The sequence below is a fragment of the Priestia sp. KCTC 13724 genome, from assembly GCF_056820425.1.
Genome location: NZ_JBXDLD010000100.1, coordinates 1 through 18,203, shown reverse-complemented (window position 1 = coordinate 18,203; position 18,203 = coordinate 1). Strand labels below are relative to the sequence as shown.

General features: G+C 38.9%; 17 protein-coding genes. 13 read left to right on the top strand and 4 right to left on the bottom strand.

Translation table 11 applies throughout. The annotated features are described in order from the left end of the window. The first annotated feature begins 121 nt into the window (after positions 1-121). From spoIVB to AC1UFB_RS14100, 3 genes are all read left to right on the top strand, one after another. Positions 122-1,399 carry a SpoIVB peptidase gene (gene spoIVB / locus AC1UFB_RS14110; RefSeq protein ID WP_100346838.1) on the top strand — a complete coding sequence of 426 codons (1,278 nt, stop codon included), beginning with the start codon at positions 122-124 and terminating at the stop codon, positions 1,397-1,399. Between the two features lie 225 nt (positions 1,400-1,624). Then, on the top strand, positions 1,625-2,416 hold the full coding sequence (spo0A, locus tag AC1UFB_RS14105) for a sporulation transcription factor Spo0A (protein ID WP_025911485.1): 792 nt from the start codon (positions 1,625-1,627) through the stop codon (positions 2,414-2,416). 398 nt (positions 2,417-2,814) lie between these two features. Then, positions 2,815-3,063, top strand: coding sequence for a DUF2798 domain-containing protein (locus tag AC1UFB_RS14100; protein WP_224839988.1), 249 nt, complete (start codon positions 2,815-2,817; stop codon positions 3,061-3,063). 33 nt (positions 3,064-3,096) lie between these two features. Here AC1UFB_RS14100 and AC1UFB_RS14095 read toward each other — a convergent pair whose 3' ends face one another. The 3 genes from AC1UFB_RS14095 to AC1UFB_RS14085 all read right to left on the bottom strand — a co-directional run bounded on the left by AC1UFB_RS14095 (position 3,097) and on the right by AC1UFB_RS14085 (position 6,060). After that, positions 3,097-4,668, bottom strand: coding sequence for an L-lactate permease (locus AC1UFB_RS14095; protein WP_100346839.1), 1,572 nt, complete (start codon positions 4,666-4,668; stop codon positions 3,097-3,099). A gap of 49 nt (positions 4,669-4,717) precedes the next feature. Further along, positions 4,718-5,659, bottom strand: coding sequence for an L-lactate dehydrogenase (locus AC1UFB_RS14090; protein WP_025909234.1), 942 nt, complete (start codon positions 5,657-5,659; stop codon positions 4,718-4,720). Between the two features lie 257 nt (positions 5,660-5,916). Next, positions 5,917-6,060 carry a YycC family protein gene (locus AC1UFB_RS14085; protein WP_064484024.1) on the bottom strand — a complete coding sequence of 48 codons (144 nt, stop codon included), beginning with the start codon at positions 6,058-6,060 and terminating at the stop codon, positions 5,917-5,919. A 101-nt stretch (positions 6,061-6,161) separates the two neighbouring features. On the opposite strand from AC1UFB_RS14085, the gene AC1UFB_RS14080 reads away from it, so the two are divergent. Beyond that, entirely contained in the window at positions 6,162-6,890 is a 729-nt protein-coding gene (locus AC1UFB_RS14080) for a glycerophosphodiester phosphodiesterase (protein ID WP_100346840.1), read from the top strand. Positions 6,891-6,904: 14 nt separating this feature from the next. On the opposite strand, the gene AC1UFB_RS14075 is transcribed toward AC1UFB_RS14080, so the two are convergent. Beyond that, complete coding sequence (locus AC1UFB_RS14075; RefSeq protein WP_061784659.1) at positions 6,905-7,165, bottom strand: DUF2627 domain-containing protein; 261 nt, start codon at positions 7,163-7,165, stop codon at positions 6,905-6,907. A 145-nt stretch (positions 7,166-7,310) separates the two neighbouring features. Here AC1UFB_RS14075 and AC1UFB_RS14070 point away from each other — a divergent pair, with 145 nt between their 5' ends. From AC1UFB_RS14070 to AC1UFB_RS14030, 9 genes are all read left to right on the top strand, one after another. Next, a complete protein-coding gene (locus tag AC1UFB_RS14070; RefSeq protein ID WP_482589408.1) occupies positions 7,311-9,380 on the top strand; it encodes a sigma 54-interacting transcriptional regulator in 2,070 nt (689 codons plus the stop codon). 229 nt (positions 9,381-9,609) lie between these two features. Then, a complete protein-coding gene (yqiS, locus tag AC1UFB_RS14065) occupies positions 9,610-10,518 on the top strand; it encodes a phosphate butyryltransferase (RefSeq protein ID WP_061784658.1) in 909 nt (302 codons plus the stop codon). A gap of 15 nt (positions 10,519-10,533) precedes the next feature. Next, complete coding sequence (bcd, locus tag AC1UFB_RS14060) at positions 10,534-11,634, top strand: branched-chain amino acid dehydrogenase (RefSeq protein ID WP_061784657.1); 1,101 nt, start codon at positions 10,534-10,536, stop codon at positions 11,632-11,634. A gap of 241 nt (positions 11,635-11,875) precedes the next feature. Continuing rightward, on the top strand, positions 11,876-12,976 hold the full coding sequence (gene buk, locus AC1UFB_RS14055) for a butyrate kinase (RefSeq protein WP_035320423.1): 1,101 nt from the start codon (positions 11,876-11,878) through the stop codon (positions 12,974-12,976). A gap of 20 nt (positions 12,977-12,996) precedes the next feature. Beyond that, on the top strand, positions 12,997-14,418 hold the full coding sequence (lpdA, locus tag AC1UFB_RS14050) for a dihydrolipoyl dehydrogenase (protein ID WP_025909227.1): 1,422 nt from the start codon (positions 12,997-12,999) through the stop codon (positions 14,416-14,418). Positions 14,419-14,439: 21 nt separating this feature from the next. Then, positions 14,440-15,432, top strand: coding sequence for a thiamine pyrophosphate-dependent dehydrogenase E1 component subunit alpha (locus AC1UFB_RS14045; RefSeq protein WP_482589407.1), 993 nt, complete (start codon positions 14,440-14,442; stop codon positions 15,430-15,432). A gap of 13 nt (positions 15,433-15,445) precedes the next feature. Next, positions 15,446-16,429, top strand: a complete 984-nt coding sequence (locus tag AC1UFB_RS14040; RefSeq protein ID WP_025909225.1) for an alpha-ketoacid dehydrogenase subunit beta — start codon at positions 15,446-15,448, stop codon at positions 16,427-16,429. Positions 16,430-16,443: 14 nt separating this feature from the next. Then, positions 16,444-17,712, top strand: a complete 1,269-nt coding sequence (locus AC1UFB_RS14035) for a dihydrolipoamide acetyltransferase family protein (protein WP_100346843.1) — start codon at positions 16,444-16,446, stop codon at positions 17,710-17,712. 119 nt (positions 17,713-17,831) lie between these two features. After that, entirely contained in the window at positions 17,832-17,993 is a 162-nt protein-coding gene (locus AC1UFB_RS14030) for a hypothetical protein (protein WP_326046593.1), read from the top strand. Positions 17,994-18,203 lie beyond the last annotated feature (210 nt).

Here is an 18,203-nt window from a genome sequence, read left to right as displayed (position 1 = left end):
CGGTTAAAAATCTTTCCTGCGGTTCTTTTTATTTTTCTTTGAACTTCGGTTATAAATGGGCTATAAGAAGGCAAAAGTAAAAGTGTAGCCATTTAGGCGAAGAAGCGAGGAGAGTGAAAAGATGAACAGTCGACTTAGATATATAATTGGTGCAATTCTCCTTGTTTCGTTTATTTTTGTAGGCTTTATCCCTGTTGTGCAGCAATACCTTACTATCCCAAAACAAATGACACTGTTTAAAAGTGATGAAGTAAATTTTTCCACATCGTTAGCAGTTAGCACTCATAGTAATGATGTTATTGAAACGATGAAACAAGATGCTAAGCTTAGCATAGCTGGCAAAGAAGTAGGCAAAGAAGAAATGATGCTTCATCTTGCAGGAGTACCGGTCAAAAGAGTAGATGTTCAAGTATTATCTGATTTTAAAGTCATTCCTGGAGGTCAATCAATTGGCGTCAAGTTGAACTCTAAAGGTGTTTTGGTTGTTGGTTACCATCAAGTTGATACGAAAGATGGAAAGAAATCTCCTGGTGAAATTGCAGGCATCCAAGTAGGCGACATGATTACAAAAATCAATGGCAAAACAATTGAAAAAATGAGTGATATTACGCCATTTATTCAGCAAGCAGGAAAAACTGGAGAGCCTTTAAAATTACAAGTAATGAGAGAAAAAGAACAATTACAAACAAAGTTATATCCCTTAAAAGACAAAGAAGATTACGCGTATCGAATTGGTCTATATATTAGAGATTCTGCTGCGGGCATTGGTACGATGACTTTCTATGATCCCAAATCAAAAAAATATGGAGCGTTAGGTCACGTAATTTCCGATATGGATACCAAAAAGCCAATTGTTGTAGAAAATGGGCAAATCGTACGCTCTACCGTCACATCAATTGAAAAAGGTGAAAACGGTGTTCCAGGCGAGAAGCTAGCGCGTTTCTCAGAAAATAAAGAAATTATCGGTAATATTAAAAAAAATAGCCCATTTGGTATCTTTGGAAAGCTATCTGAAACGATGGAAAATGGCATTTTAGATAAGCCGATGCCGATTTCACTATCTCATCAAGTAAAAGAAGGACCAGCTAAAATCTTAACGGTGGTCGAAAACGATAAAGTGGAAGAATTTGATGTGGAAGTTGTTAGTAGTGTTCCGCAAAAGTTTCCTGCTACTAAAGGAATGGTCATTAAAATTACAGACAAAAAGTTATTAGAAAAAACAGGCGGTATTGTGCAAGGAATGAGCGGAAGTCCAATTATTCAAGATGGCAAAGTAATTGGAGCCGTTACTCATGTGTTTGTGAATGACCCAACTTCAGGATATGGTGTTCATATCGAATGGATGTTAAATGAAGCGGGCATTAATATTTATAAAAAAGAATCAAAAAGAGCGAGCTAATGATAAATAGTTCGCTCTTTTTGTTATGAAAAGACTGTCGTATTTTTGTTAGAAAAACGTCGAAAAAACCAGAAAACAAAAGGAATTTATGGGATAATGATAAAAAAGACTTTTTTATAAAAAAATAAAGGAAATAATGTTGCATTGTCGAATTTGTCCTTTAGAATAAAGAGTAGAGACATGCGGGACTGGCGTATAAGTTAAGGGAATGAGGAGGAAGATACTTTGAAAAAAATTAAAGTATGTTTAGTCGATGATAATAGAGAATTAATTGGACTGCTTGAGGATTACATTTCTGAACAAGGTGATATGGAAGTAATCGGGGTTGCGTATAACGGGCAGGAATGTTTGTCTATTTTAAAAGATAAAGACCCGGACGTGCTTGTACTAGATATCATCATGCCTCATTTAGACGGGCTTGCAGTATTGAGTCAATTAAAAGAAATGAAAAAAGAAAACTATCCTAATGTAATTATGTTAACCGCTTTTGGTCAAGAAGATGTGACGAAAAAGGCAGTCGATTTAGGTGCTGCTTATTTTATATTAAAGCCATTTGATATGGAAAACTTAGTAAATCATATTCGCCAGGTAAGTGGTCAAGCATCATCTTTTACAAACCGTTCATCTTCATCAGCAATGCGCTTACAGCGTGATAATAAACCTGCAAACTTAGATGCGAGCATTACAAGCATTATTCATGAAATTGGTGTGCCTGCCCATATTAAAGGTTACTTATATTTACGTGAAGCGATCTCCATGGTTTATAAAGATATTGAATTACTTGGTTCGATTACAAAGGTTCTTTATCCGGATATTGCAAAAAAGTATAATACCACAGCAAGTCGTGTGGAACGTGCCATTCGCCACGCAATCGAAGTAGCCTGGAGCAGAGGAAACATTGATTCAATTTCGTCTTTATTTGGCTATACTGTCAGCATGACAAAAGCAAAGCCTACAAATTCGGAGTTTATTGCAATGGTTGCGGATAAATTACGCCTTGAACATAAAGCTTCTTGAGAGGGAAAGAAGTAAACGAATGCTTATTAGTGCCCTTGAATAGTAAGATATATTTAGATAAATGAAAAAACATCATTCTTTACGAGGACGTTGATCCTACAAAGAATGATGTTTTTTATTGTACTAGTTTTTTCAAAAGCTATTCATAACTTTAGGCACTAAGTACAATAAAGATGATAAATATCTGTACGGTTAGATTTGAAAATAGTTAATTTATTAAAATAAATATAGATGATACCATATATATACTTGTAAAAGTGTTGATTTGTAAATAAGCGGAACGAACTGCTATGCATACTTGTTATGGTTTTCACATATTGAATAAGTAACATAACATCCACTCCCACTTTTAATTTATTTGTTAAAAAAGAAGGTGACATTTAAAATTGAGGATTCATATGAAATATAAGCGTATTATTTTTGCATTTTGTATGGCATTAAGTATTTCTTGTTTTGTTTCATTTACCTTGGTATCCATTAACTTTGGTTACAATGATACATTTATGTCAACGTGGTTAAAAATCTGGTCTGAAGCTTTTGTATGTGCTTTTTTTGGTTCGTATTTCTTTCCAATTGGAATCAATAAACTAATGAGCAAAATTCAGTTTGTGGAAGAGTCTCTGAATCGTAGTGGAAAAGAAATGTAAAAAGATCCTCGGCTTGAAAAGCCGAGGATCTTTTTATTGAAGAAGGGATAAGATAAAAGTCCAAATACAAACAAATAAAAGTAAAGCGAGGCTGTAGCGAAGCGTCATCTTGGTTAACTCAGCTTCTTTTCCTGTTTGACCAACTGCTGCTGTTGCAATAGCAATTGACTGCGGGGATACGAGCTTTGCCATGACTCCTCCAGCTGTGTTGCTAGCAACTAGCATAGAAGGGTTTGTTCCAATTAAAGATGCGGCCGTTGTTTGGATTGGAGCAAACAGCGTGTTGTTATTCACAACAGATCCCGTCATAAAAACACCAATCCAGCCGAGAACAGGGGAGAACAAAGGGAAAATTTGACCTGCTTCGGCTACGGCATTCCCAAGTGCCATTGTTAAGCCACCATATGTCATTAGTTTAGCGATGCTGATAACAGCACAGATCATCCCAATAGGAATGATAAATTCTTTGATTGTCTTTCCTAGAAGTGCTATGCTCCGAGAACGGTTAATGTTTTTCGTTGTTAAAACAGTCGTTATAGCAGCAAAAAGGATGGCCGTTCCTGTTGCTCCAATGAAATCAATTGAAAGTACAATAGGTGTTCCAGGAGCATTAAAAGTGAAAACAAAAGGTGATAACAGGTTTCCTGGTTGGAAAAGAGATTTGAAAACAGGAAGGCTCCAGATTAGTACAAATCCTGTTAACAAATAAAAAGGTGACCAAGAAAGAATAACTTCTTTTACTGGATATTTTCTCACAGTAGGGGCTTGTCCATTTAGCAAGAAAATACGCTTTGGCTGCCATTTACGTAAGAAAAGAGCAAGTGCCCCCATTGCTAAAAGCGCAGGAATAATATCAGCAAGCTCTGGCCCAATTAGGATGGTCATAGCGGCTTGTGCACTAGTATAAATAAAAGATGTGACCAAAATAGCAGGGAGCGTTTCTTTAACTCCTCGCCATCCATCAATTAAAAAGATAAGTAAAAAAGGAATCGTAAAGTTAATGAAAGGGAGAGTTAAAGCCGTTTGCACCGATACATCCATGGCACTTACGTTCTCTAACTGAAAAGTATCAACAATCGCTACTGGAATCCCAATGGCGCCAAATGCACCAGATGCTCCGTTCGCGATTAGGCAAAGCATAGCTGCTTGAAGTGGCTTAAAACCGAGTGAAACAAGTAGTACGGCGCAAATTGCAATTGGCACACCAAAGCCTGCAGCTCCTTCTAAAAAGGCATTAAAGCAAAAGCCGATGAGCAATAGCTGAAGTCGCTGATCGCTGGAAATGTTAATAATACTACCTCTTAAAACATCAAATTTTCCAGTTTCAACGGCAATTTTATAAAGCCACACAGCCATAATAATAATATAGCCAATAGGCCAGATACCTTGAACGAACCCTTGAATAACGCTGCCGAATGCATGCGTAGGTGAAAGGTCAAAAAAGTAAATAACAAGAAAGAGCGTAATACCCAAGTTTAACAGTGCTGCATAAATTCCTTTCATTTTAAAAAGGGTCAAACATATTAAAAATGAGATAATGGGAATAGCTGCAATAAGTGCTGAAAGCGTAAGGTTTTGAAATGGATTATACGTATCAACAAGCATATGAATGGCTCCTTTAGAAAGCGAGAAAGCGAACTTTCTCGCTTCCTGCTTAGTTTGGTAAAGAGAAAAATGGCTGCTGAATTTCTTTTAACGTTTGAATAGATTTTGAGAATTTTTCATGTTCGGACTTATCTAACGGAAGTTCTAAGACTTTCTTTACACCTCCACGGTGAATGATACTTGGAACACCTACATAAATATCATGTTCACCATATTCTCCGTCTAGATAGGCTCCTACTGGAAGGACAACCTGCTCATTTCTCAAGATGGCTCTCGTAATTCTAGCTAATCCCATTGCGATACCATAATAAGTAGCACCTTTTGATTTGATAATTTCATAAGCCGCATTTCGTACTTGAACAGCAATTTCTTCTTTTCGTTCTGATGATAGCTGATCTGCGATTGGTGTTCCAGAAATGTTAGCGCCACTCCAAACGGCAAGCTGAGAATCTCCGTGTTCTCCAATGATATAACCGTGGACGCTCGTTGGAGCTGCGCCAAGCTCTTCACTGAGGAGATGACGGAAACGAGCTGAGTCAAGGATGGTGCCTGAACCAATCACGCGTTCCTTTGGAAGTCCTGAAAATTTCCATGTGGCATAAGTAAGGATATCAACTGGGTTTGTCGCTACTAAAAAAATACCATTAAATCCAGAGGACATGACTCCATTCACGATGTGTTCAAAGATTTTGACATTTTTATGAACAAGGTCAAGTCTTGTTTCTCCTGGCTTTTGAGCTGCTCCTGCACAAATTACGACAATAGCAGCATCTTTGCAATCATCGTACGTTCCAAAAGAAATGCGCATAGAGCTTGGAGCATATACGATACCGTGAGCTAAATCCATTACATCACCGCGTGCTTTTTCTTCGTTTAAGTCAACTAACACTAACTCATCGCAAATACCTTGGTTCATTAATGAATAGGCATAGCTTGCTCCAACTGCACCTGTACCTACTAACACAACTTTGTTTCCTAATGTCATTTCCATAAGAATGCCTCCTCAAGCAAATAGTATGTGAAATATTTCACATAGTTAGATAAATAAAAAACAAATCATCTTTAATTTTTTGTAATCATTTCGGCGAATTAGATATTGTGAAGTATTTCACAATTAGATAATAACACTCGCTTTTTCATTTTGCAATAATAAAATATCATTTTTGTTAAAAGTTAATTAAATAAAAAAAGACCTTCTTAAAAGGCCTTTCTTATCTTGGATCGCTCCATAATACCAGTGATCTATCATTAGCTCTTGTCGTCTTCTTTATCCAGCTGAGCAAGCTTTTGCAATAGGATATGCTGGGGCATGTGCATAAGTTGTTCTAAAGGAACGTTTAGTTTTTCAGCTAGTTTGACAGCCGTATCAGGTGAGATTTGTAATGGTCTCATACATATCAACTCCTATTCTCTTGTAAAATATATGTGTAAGCATTATGATAAATTGCAACTACCTTGTTAATCATAAGTCATAATGAAGGGATTGAGCAAGTATGCGTATTATGGGTCACAGAGGAGCAGCAGGGACGTTTCCTGAAAATACAATGATTTCGTTTGAAGAAGCAATCAGAGTAGGAGCAGATGGAATTGAGCTTGATGTTCATATGTCCAAAGACGATGAGCTCATGGTTATTCATGATGAAAAAGTTGATCGTACAACAAATGGTAAAGGGTATATAAGGGACTTTAATTATAAAGAATTAAGAAGCCTTGATGCGAGCTATAAATTTAAAAAGAAATACGGCGCGTGTCAAATACCTACGTTAAAAGAAGTACTAGCTTGGGCTTCTAATCAACAGTTTTCTGTTAATATTGAATTGAAAAACAACTTGTTTGACTATCCTTATTTAGAAATGAAAGTACTGGACCTTATTTACTATTATAAAATGAAAGACCGTATCATTATATCTTCATTCAATCATAATAGCTTAGCGAGAGTAACATCTTTTGATTCAGCTATTGAAACCGCTATTTTATACTCATACCCAATGTTTGAGCCTTGGATTTATGCTCAACACCTTGGTGCTAGAGCACTTCATCCAAATTATCGTACGGTTAATCAAGTAAACGTAGCTGCTTCCAAAGACTATCGTATCCCTGTGCGTCCATATACGGTGAATGATGTGAAGCTAGCGAAACAGCTATACGGATATGGCTGTGAATCCATCATCACTGATTATCCTGAGAAGATGGTTAATGAATTTGCTAATAAACGTATGTAAAAAAAGAAGCATCTCTATTTTTTTGATAGAGATGCTTCTTTTTTTTGCTGAAAGCGAGGTTGAACTTTTTGACGCTTTCGATCTCGATGAAGAATAAAACCTGCTACAAATCCTAAACCAATTACAAAAAATAGTAACCCTACAGTGAACTGAAGCATTAAGGATGAAAAAGGCGGCTGTAAAATGCCAAACACCATATCCCTCATTAATTTAATGCCATAACCTGCTAAAACTCCGGGAATTAATAAAATGAGCAATGCAATAATCCTCATCATAGTTAGGAAATCCTTTCCTGGTTTGTCTTACTTAAATGATAAAACAGCAAAAAAAATTGTCAAGACTGTTTAAAGTTTTATATGATAAAGTGGTGCAAGAAGTTGCAGAGTATTTTTCCGTTTTAAATGAAAAAGGTGAAAAAATATGCAAACTGTGTTGATTATTGGTGCTAACACGGGTGGGTTGGCCGTATTAAAGATGATTGAAGAAGCGGAAGGCGTAAAGGTAGCTGGAGTAGTAGATGTTAACTCTGAGGCGCCAGCGATGAAGTATGCAGAGCAATTAGGGATAAAAGTGTCCACAAGCTGGTCATCTTTTCTTCACCAAGGTGTGGATGTGATTGTAGATGCGACTGGAAGTGAACGTGTCTTTCAGGAATTACATAAGCAAAAACAAAGTAATACGCTGTTGATTCCAGGATCAGTTGCTAAAATGATGGCTAGCTTAATGGAGCAAAAAGAAGAATTAATTGAGCGGTTAACGCATGAATCAGATAAATATAACCTGATCTTTAACTCTACGCATGATGCAATGATTGTTGTAGATAAAGAGGCAAAAATAACCCTCTTTAATAAAAGTGCTGAACGAATTACAAACTTAAAAAGTGAAAACGTCATTGGAAAGCATATTCATGAATCCATTCCAGCGAGTGAGTTACCAACGACTTTACTGACAAAACGGACGGATTATAATCAAGAGTTTACCATTACGAACAGTCATAAAGTAATTACGTCACGCATTCCTATGATTAATGAAAAAGGAGAATTATTTGGAGCGTTTTCTGTTTTTAAAGATATTACAGAAGTGGTGAATTTAGCTGAGGAAGTAACTAATTTAAAGGATATTCAAACAATGCTTGAAGCAATCATTCAGTCATCAGAAGAAGCCATTTCAGTTGTGGATGAAGAAGGTGTTGGGTTATTAATAAACCCTGCTTATACAAAAATCACGGGACTTCAGCGCTCAGATACTATTGGGAAGCCGGCAACCACAGATATTTCTGAAGGAGAAAGCATGCACATGCAGGTGTTAAAAACAAGAAGAGCTGTGCGCGGTGTCAGCATGAAAGTGGGACCGAACAAAAAAGATGTTGTTGTAAACGTTGCTCCGGTTATCGTGGATGGTAAGTTAAAAGGGAGCGTAGGCGTTATTCACGATATCTCAGAGATACAGCAGCTTACGACGGAATTAAACAGAGCGCGCCAAATTATTCGTACGCTAGAAGCGAAGTATTCATTTGCTGACATTATTGGTGAATCTGAAGAATTTTTGTTAGCCATTGAACAAGCAAAACTAGCAGCTAAAACGCCTGCAACGGTTTTGCTGCGCGGAGAGTCTGGAACTGGAAAAGAGCTGTTTGCCCATGCTATTCATAATGCAAGTGAACGAAAGTATAACAAATTTGTACGCGTAAACTGCGCTGCGTTATCGGAATCTCTTTTAGAAAGCGAGCTCTTTGGTTATGAAGAAGGAGCGTTTTCAGGTGCTAAGCGGGGTGGCAAGCGCGGGTTGTTTGAAGAAGCGAATAACGGAAGTATTTTCTTAGATGAAATCGGTGAATTATCAGCACATATGCAAGCAAAACTATTACGAGTGCTACAAGAAAAGGAGCTAGTACGAGTGGGGGGGACCAGCTCTATTCCTGTAAACGTGCGAGTGATTGCGGCAACGAATGTGAATTTGGAACAAGGGATTGCCGACGGAACAATTAGACAAGATCTCTACTATCGATTGAATAAAATTCCAATTCAAATTCCACCTCTTCGACAGCGAAAAGAAGACATCGAGACCTTGGCGCTACACTTAATTACGAAAATTAACCAAGACTATGGCAGAAGTGTAGAAGGTCTATCAGAGGATGCATTAAAATTGCTTGTCCACTATGACTGGCCAGGAAACGTCAGAGAGCTTGAGAACATTTTAGGAAGAGCTGTTATTTATATGCATTATAGTGAGGTAATCATTACTGCAAAACATCTTCCAACTCTAAATGATGTAAGTGAACACACTGAACCAACATCTGTTGATTTTACTATACAAAGCGGTGAGACCCTTTCAATGTTAGTGGAACAATATGAAAAAGATGTTATACTGCACGTTTTAAAAGAACATGATTATAATAAAACCAAAACTGCAAAACGTCTAAATATATCAATTCGCGCTCTTTACTACAAGCTTGAAAAATACGGAATTGCAAATATAGGCATGCAATAATATGCACAACATGCAAAATGTTGCACGTGATTTAATGAGCTCATTAATCGATTGTATATCCTAAAAAATAATAAAGCGTATTGTTTTCAGCCTTAATCAAGGGAACTTGTTAGAAAACGAGGAATTCTTCAATGTTCTCAACATTTGGCATGGTTCTTGCAAATATAAAAAGTGGTGAAGCTACTAGCTTCTTTCTTACCAAACTCTAACATGAAAGGTCGAGCATTTCATGATACTTAAACAGTTAATGCGTAAAAGTGTAACAAATAAACAGGTTACAGTTGCCGTTGCTGCTGCTGAGGATGCAGAAACTCTCGAAGCGGTTAACCAGGCATGTGAGCACCAACTAGCACGTTTTGTTTTATATGGAAACGAAGCTAAAATTAAATCAATTTTAGAGCGAGAGACTGAAAAACGCTTGGAAACGGGCGAAGTTACGATTGTGCATACTAATTCACCTCAACAATCTGCGCAAGAAGCAGTGCATGCCGTAGCAATGAATGAAGCGCATATTGTTATGAAAGGTCACCTCTCAACTTCAACCATTCTTAAAGCTGTTTTACATAAAGAGAACGGTTTGCGAACTGGAAACGTCCTATCACACGTAGCTGCTTTTGAAGTTCCGGGGTATGACAGACCTATTATTGTCACTGATGCAGCAATGAATATTGCACCAAGTATTCAAGAGAAAGTTCAAATTATTGAAAATGCGGTTGGTGTTGCAAAAGCAATGGGGATAACAACACCAAAAGTAGCGCCAATCGCAGCTGTTGAAGTGGTCAATCCAGCAATGGAAGCTACCACAGATGCTGCATTATTAACACAGATGAACAAGCGTGGTCAAATAAAAGGCTGTGTTGTCGATGGACCTCTTGCTTTGGATAATGCCATCAGTCACGTAGCTGCTGAGCAAAAAGGAATCCAAAGTGAAGTTGCTGGAGCAGCTGATATTTTAGTAGTACCTACGATTGAATCAGGAAACATTTTATATAAATCACTTATTTATTTTGCACAAGCAAAGGTTGGAGCTGTTATTGCCGGAGCGAAAGCGCCAATCGTACTTACGTCAAGAGCAGATTCTGCTGAAAGTAAACTTTATTCGTTAGCGTTAGCAATCAACGTAGCGACACATAATTGATAGGAGGAAACAACAATGAAAATTTTTAGCTATATGGAACAGTATGATTACGAACAATTAGTTTTTTGCCAAGATGAGCAATCGGGGTTAAAAGCAATTATTGCAATTCATGATACAACAATTGGGCCGGCTTTAGGTGGAACGAGAATGTGGACGTATGAGTCTGAGGAAGCAGCGATTGAAGATGCGCTGCGTCTTGCAAAAGGCATGACGTACAAGAACGCAGCAGCAGGGCTTAACTTGGGAGGCGGTAAAACAGTTATTATCGGTGATCCTAAGAAGGATAAAAACGAAGAAATGTTCCGTGCATTTGGACGCTATATTCAAGGGCTAAACGGACGCTATATTACGGCTGAAGATGTAGGGACAACAGTTGAAGATATGGACCTTGTATACCAAGAAACTGATTACGTAACAGGAGTTTCACCTGCATTTGGTTCATCAGGAAATCCTTCACCAGTTACGGCTTATGGAGTTTATCGCGGGATTAAAGCAGCAGCAAAAGAAGCTTTTGGTACGGATATTTTAGAAGGGAAAATAATCGCAGTTCAGGGAATCGGAAACGTTGCATATAACCTGTGCCGTCATCTTCATGAAGAAGGCGCACAGCTCATTGTGACAGACATCAACAAAGAATCTGTACAGCGTGCAGTTGAAGAATTCGGTGCAAAAGCAGTAGACCCACAGGATATTTATGGAGTAGAATGTGATATCTATGCACCTTGTGCGCTAGGCGCAACAATTAACGATGAAACAATTCCACAATTAAAAGCAAAGGTAATTGCTGGAGCAGCAAACAATCAGCTAAAAGAAGCGCGTCATGGCGATATGATTCATGAGATGGGAATCATTTATGCTCCGGATTATGTAATCAATGCTGGAGGAGTAATTAACGTAGCGGACGAATTAATTGGTTATAACCGCGAACGCGCATTGAAAAAGGTTGAAACGATTTATGATAATATTGAAAAAGTAATTGAAATTTCAAAGCGAGACGGAATTCCAACATATGTAGCAGCAGATCGCCTAGCAGAAGAGCGTATTGAGAAGCTAAGACGCTCTCGTAGTCAATTTTTACAAAACGGACATCACCTTTTAAGTAGACGCTCTCGCTAACAGTCAACAGCTAGGGACTTGTAGGAATATGCTCCCTAGCTTCATTTAAGCAAACAATATTTTATCCCACTCTTAACGGACAGTAATCCTTCCTTTTAAGATGATGAGGCCAGAAAGAAAAGAAGTGGGAAGTCAGCTGTCTGTAAAGGTCCGATAAGTTTAACTAATCACCAGTGGAGATGAAGAAAATTTTCACTGATGGAAGTTAAATTTTATACAGCTAGGAGGCTCTGTGTTAACTATGCAAGATTATCGAATACTCACCATTAATCCAGGATCGACATCAACGAAAATCGGTGTATTCCACAATGACCAAATGATTTTTGATCGCACGATTCGCTATGAAGCAAAAGAACTGAGTGTATTTGAAACCATTTATAATCAATATGAATTTCGAAAAAAATCCATTTTAGAAGCGCTTGATGAAGAAGGGATTAATTTATCAAAGCTTAATGCCGTCTGCGGACGTGGGGGATTATTGCGTCCGATTGAAGGTGGTACGTATGAAGTGAATGAGTTAATGCTTAAAGATTTAAAAGAAGGATATGCAGGTCATCATGCATCAAACCTTGGTGGAATCTTAGCGTATGAAATTGGTTCTGGCTTGAATATTTCATCATTTATTGTCGACCCTGTGGTTGTTGATGAACTATTAGATGTGGCAAGGGTGTCAGGCAGCCCGCATATGGCGCGTAAAAGTATTTTTCATGCATTAAATCAAAAAGCTGTAGCCCGTAAAGTTGCAGCTCAGCTCGATAAAAAGTACGAAGAGTTGAATTTAATTGTGACGCATATGGGTGGCGGTATTACTGTTGGTGTTCATAACTATGGAAGAGTTATTGACGTGAATAACGGTTTACACGGTGACGGTCCTTTTAGTCCAGAGAGAGCGGGAAGCGTTCCGGTAGGAGAACTTGTCCGCTTATGCTTTTCGGGTGAGTATTATCGCGAAGATATTATGAAGATGCTTGTTGGTAAAGGTGGATTAGTTGGGTATTTAGGGACGTCTGATGTTCAAAAAGTTGAAAAGCTTATTGAACATGGAAATAAAAAAGCAAAATTAGTGTATGAAGCGATGGCTTACCAGATTGCAAAGGAGATTGGTGCAGCAAGTGCTGTGTTAGCGGGGAAAGTCGATGCAATTATTTTAACAGGTGGAATTGCTTATTCAAAAATGTTCGTGAGTTTAATTATTGAACGCGTAAAGTGGATTGCAGATGTTACGGTGTTTCCAGGAGAAAACGAACTTCAAGCACTGGCTGAAGGAGCACTGCGCGTCTTAAAACAAGAAGAGAAAGCGAAGCAATATCCTGGTGAGCATATTCACTCTTCTACACTTTAAAAGGAAAGGTGTGACAATATATGGCAAGGGAATATGATGTAGTAGTTCTAGGGGGAGGCACCGGCGGATACGTAGCGGCAATTCGTGCTTCCCAGCTTGGCCTAAGTGTTGCAATTGTAGAAAAAGAAAAGCTGGGTGGTACATGCCTTCATGCAGGTTGTATCCCAAGCAAAGCTTTATTACGAAGTGCAGAAGTGTATCAAACAGCAAAAAAAGCAGACTCTTTTGGCGTTTTAGCATCTGATGTAAAACTCGATTATGAGCGTGTACAAGAGCGAAAAGATTTGGTTGTTACACAGCTGTATAACGGCGTCAAAGGACTGATGAAAAAAGGCAAAATTGATGTGTATGAAGGCTTTGGCCGTATATTAGGGCCATCCATCTTTTCACCGATGCCAGGAACCATTTCAGTTGAGCTAAAGAGCGGTGAAGAAAATGAAATGCTTATACCAAATAACGTAATCATTTCAACAGGCTCGCGCCCAAGAACATTACCAGGGCTAACGATTGACGGTGAGTTTATCATTACATCGGATGAAGCATTACAAATGAAAAATCTTCCTCAATCTATTATGATTGTTGGTGGCGGTGTAATCGGTGTTGAATGGGCTTCAATGCTTGCTGACTTTGGAGTTGAGGTAACGATTATTGAATACAGTGATCGTATTCTACCAACCGAAGATCACGATATATCAACTGAAATGAAAAAACAGCTACAGCGAAAAGGAATTAAGGTAGTTACTTCTGCTAAAGTGTTAGCGGATACCGTTGAAGTAGATAAAAGTGTCAAAGTGAAAGCTGAAGTGAATGGTGAAACAAGTACATACGAAGCTGAAAAGATGCTTGTATCTGTTGGAAGACAAGCCAACGTTGAAGGCATTGGATTAGAAAATACAGACATTGTTGTTGAGAGCGGTTTTATTAAAACAAATGAATTTTATCAAACAAAAGAGTCGCATATCTATGCAATTGGTGACGTCATTGGTGGTCTTCAGCTGGCTCACGTGGCTTCTCGTGAAGGAATTGTAGCAGTCGAACATATAGGAGATAAAAAGCCGCTCCCAATTCAATATGAAAATATTTCAAAGTGCGTATATAGTAGCCCAGAAGTGGCAAGCGTGGGTTTAACAGAACAAGAAGCAAAAGAAAAAGGTCGTGCTGTGAAAGTTGGCAAAATGCCGTTTAAAGCAATCGGTAAAGCACTTGTATATGGTGAAGCAGAAGGATTTGTAAAAATTATTAAAGACGATGAAACAAATGACCTACTAGGAGTTCACATGATTGGTCCTCACGTAACAGACATGATTTCAGAAGCAGGTCTTGCAAAAGTGTTAGATGCGACGCCATGGGAAGTTGCTCATACTATTCATCCACACCCAAGCTTATCCGAAGCAATCGGTGAAGCAGCCCTTGCTGTTGATGGAAAAGCCATTCATTTTTAATTATTAAGGAGGTTTTAACTGATGACAGAAAATCGTCATGAAGCACTAGGTTTAACAGATGAACAAGTAGTTGAAATGTATCGTACAATGCTTCTGGCTCGTAAAATTGACGAGCGTATGTGGTTATTAAATCGTGCTGGGAAGGTACCTTTTGTTATTTCGTGTCAAGGACAAGAGGCAGCGCAGGTCGGTGCAGCATTTGCGTTAAACCGTGAGAAAGACTACGCGTTGCCGTATTACCGAGACATGGGAGTAGTCCTTACATTTGGGATGACGGCTCGTGATTTAATGCTATCAGGATTTGCAAAAGCGGAAGATCCAAACTCAGGTGGTCGTCAAATGCCTGGTCACTTCGGCTATAAAGAGAAGCGCATTGTAACGGGGTCTTCTCCGGTGACAACGCAGGTTCCTCATGCCGTTGGAATTGCTTTGGCCGGGAAAATGGAGAAAAAAGAGTTGGTGACATTTGTAACGTTCGGTGAAGGTTCATCAAACCAAGGTGATTTTCACGAAGGTGCTAATTTTGCAGGCGTTCACAAATTACCGGTTATTTTCATGTGTGAAAACAATAAGTATGCCATTTCGGTGCCGGTAGAAAAGCAACTTGGTTGTGAAAAGGTATCAGACCGTGCAATTGGCTATGGTATGCCTGGATACACAGTAGACGGAAATGATCCTTTAGAAGTGTATAAAGTTGTAAAAGAAGCAAGAGAAAGAGCAGTAAAAGGTGAAGGACCAACGCTTATTGAAACGGTTTCTAGCCGCTTGACTGCTCACTCAAGTGATGATGATGATTGCGCTTATCGCGAAGCAGACGAAATTTCAGAAGCGAAGAAAAATGATCCAATTATTCGCTTTGGTGCGTATTTAAAAGAAACTGGGACTCTAACAGATGCGAAAGAAGCTGAAATGCTTGAAGAAATCATGAAAATTGTGAATGAAGCAACAGACTATGCAGAAAATGCTGCATATGCAGACCCAGAATTAGCTTTAAAATACGTATACGGTGAGTGAGGAGGAAACTAAAATGCCAGTAATGTCATATATCGATGCCGTAACAATGGCTATGCGTGAAGAAATGGAGAGAGACCCACGTGTATTTGTGTTAGGAGAAGATGTGGGAAGAAAAGGCGGCGTATTCAAGGCAACGAACGGCTTATATGAGCAGTTTGGCGAAGAGCGCGTAATTGATACACCGCTGGCAGAATCAGCGATTGCTGGAGTTGGAATTGGAGCAGCAATGTACGGAATGCGCCCAATTGCTGAAATGCAGTTTGCTGATTTTATCATGCCTGCTGTGAACCAAATCGTTTCAGAGGCTGCAAAAATTCGCTATCGCTCGAACAATGATTGGAACTGTCCAATTACAATTCGTGCGCCTTACGGTGGAGGCGTGCACGGTGCTCTTTATCATTCGCAATCAGTTGAAGCGTTGTTTGCCAATCAGCCAGGTTTAAAAATCGTGATGCCATCTACGCCTTATGATGTGAAGGGGTTATTAAAAGCAGCCATCCGCGATGATGACCCAGTGCTATTCTTTGAACATAAGCGCGCGTATCGCTTAATTAAAGGTGAAGTGCCAGAAGATGATTATGTACTTCCAATCGGAAAAGCAGATGTGAAGCGCGAAGGTGATGATATTACTGTTATTACATATGGTCTTTGCGTCCATTTTGCACTCCAAGCAGCTGAAAAACTTGCGGCTGATGGAATTTCAGCTCATGTATTAGATTTACGAACAGTTTATCCATTAGATAAAGAAGCGATTATTGAAGCTGCATCTAAAACAGGTAAGGTGCTTCTTGTAACAGAAGATAACAAAGAAGGAAGCATCATGAGTGAAGTAGCGGCTATTATTGCAGAACATTGTTTATTTGATTTGGATGCACCGATTCAACGTTTGGCTGGGCCAGATATTCCAGCTATGCCATATGCTCCAACGATGGAGAAGTATTTTATGGTAAATCCAGATAAAGTAGAAAAAGCAATGAGAGAATTAGCTGAATTTTAAAGGAGTTGTTTCCAGTGGCAATTGAAAAAATCAAAATGCCTCAGCTTGGAGAAAGCGTAACGGAAGGCACGATTAGCAAATGGCTAGTAGCTGTGGGAGACCAGGTTAATAAATATGATCCATTAGCAGAAGTGATGACCGATAAAGTGAATGCAGAAGTGCCATCTTCATTTACGGGTGTGATTAAAGAAATTATTGCAGCTGAAGACGAGACGCTGCCAGTTGGAGAAACGCTGTGTTTGATTGAAGTAGAAGGAGCTTCTTCAGCAGATACAGCTCAAAATGCACCAAAAGAAACGAATGAAAAAGTTTCTTTACCAGATACAGCTGACCACTCTAATAAAAAGCGCTATTCACCAGCCGTTCTGCGTTTATCCCAAGAACATGGAATTAACCTTGAAACACTTACAGGGTCAGGTGGAGGTGGTCGAATTACAAGAAAAGACGTACTGGCTGCAATTGAAAAAGGTCCGCAAAGGGATTCAGCTGTTCATCAGGAGGCGCCAAAAACAGCACCGGCTTCATCAGCAGCGCCTTTACCAAAAGCAGAGATGAAAAAGCCGGAACCTATTCCAACGGCTTCTGGTGATAAAGCCATTCCTGTATCTGGTGTACGTAAAGCGATTGCCAGCAACATGTTACGAAGCAAGCACGAAATTCCTCATGCATGGACAATGGTTGAAGTGGATGTAACAAGCCTCGTAGCATATCGTGATTCTATTAAAACGGAATTTAAACAAAAAGAAGGATTTAACTTAACGTACTTTGCTTTCTTTGTCAAAGCGATTGCACAAGCCTTAACAGAATTCCCAGAAATCAATTCAATGTGGGCAGGCGATGAAATTATTCAAAAGAAAGACATTAATATTTCTATTGCTGTTGCAACAGACGATGCATTGTTTGTACCTGTCATAAAAAATGCCGATGAAAAAACAATTAAAGGAATTGCACGCGAAATTAATGAATTAGCGCAAAAAGTACGAGCAGGTTCATTGAAAGCGGCAGACATGCAGGGTGGAACGTTTACTGTTAATAACACGGGATCATTTGGTTCCGTTCAATCGATGGGAATCATTAATTATCCACAAGCAGCAATTTTACAGGTGGAATCTATTGTTAAGCGTCCGGTTGTTATTAATAATATGATTGCCATTCGAGATATGGTCAATCTATGCTTATCTCTTGACCACCGTGTGCTTGATGGACTCGTATGTGGTCGATTCTTAAAACGCATTAAAGAAATTTTAGAATCGATGTCCAAGGAACATACATCTATTTACTAAAAGTGAAAGAGACTGAGACATAAGTAGGTCAGCCTCTACTATACCTGAACGATTGAGAATTCATAACTTTTAATCGTTCAGGTTTTTTTATTGATTGTGAAAACAATGTTGGAAACAGGGTGGAATGGAGCGTAGGACACTCGACTCCTGCGGGAAAGAGAGGGAAAACCGAGATCCCGCAGCGCAGCGAGGAAGCTCAGGTTCCTCCCCGCGGAAAGCGAGTGACCGTAGCGCAATGGAACGAACGTGTTGAGACAAATCAAAGAGATGAGAACAGCTAGTGTTCGTCTTTTAGAACCAATCATTTTGTTATGTCCCAAACTCTTTTATTTGTTTAATATTTAATTCGAAAAGGTTTTGCTCGTCATGCCGATTTGGCATACGGTATTTTGAGAAGGTATATATATTTCGTTTATAGAATGTCACTAGTGTTGCATAAATGTTGACGCAATTTTCAGTTTAATGTTTTTTCCTGTTTAGAGCCAAAAAAG